Source organism: Salmonella sp. SAL4457 (assembly GCF_046548235.1).
GTDB classification, from domain to species: domain Bacteria; phylum Pseudomonadota; class Gammaproteobacteria; order Enterobacterales; family Enterobacteriaceae; genus Salmonella; species Salmonella enterica.
This window is the reverse complement of record NZ_JBGDZO010000972.1, coordinates 1-251: the sequence shown is the minus strand read 5'-3', so window position 1 is coordinate 251 and position 251 is coordinate 1. Positions and strand designations below refer to the sequence as shown.

Below are 251 nucleotides of genomic sequence, written 5' to 3'. Positions count from 1 at the left end.
CTATCCTGCCCCAGGGGCTCGCCTGCTGCCTGCAGCGCCAGCGCCCGGCCGTCATCGTTACAAGCCAATGGCGGCGCTTCACGGGACAGGTAGAGGCCGCTGGCCTCGCCGTTTATCCACAGCTCGCCGCGGTTGGCGCGCAGCGGCGCGAAAGGATCGTCCAGGGCCAGCAGGCTGTCCGGCAGCCAGGGGCGGATTTCCAGCGCGGGCCCGCCAAGCGGGGACGGTAGCGGTTGCGCGCGCAGATCCCC

Annotated in this window: 1 protein-coding gene; it reads right to left on the bottom strand. The window is 71.7% G+C overall.

Annotated features, from left to right (window positions below):
- On the bottom strand, positions 1 to 251 hold a 251-nt coding region (locus ACLJNW_RS27090; RefSeq protein ID WP_410961643.1), incomplete at both ends, for a hypothetical protein.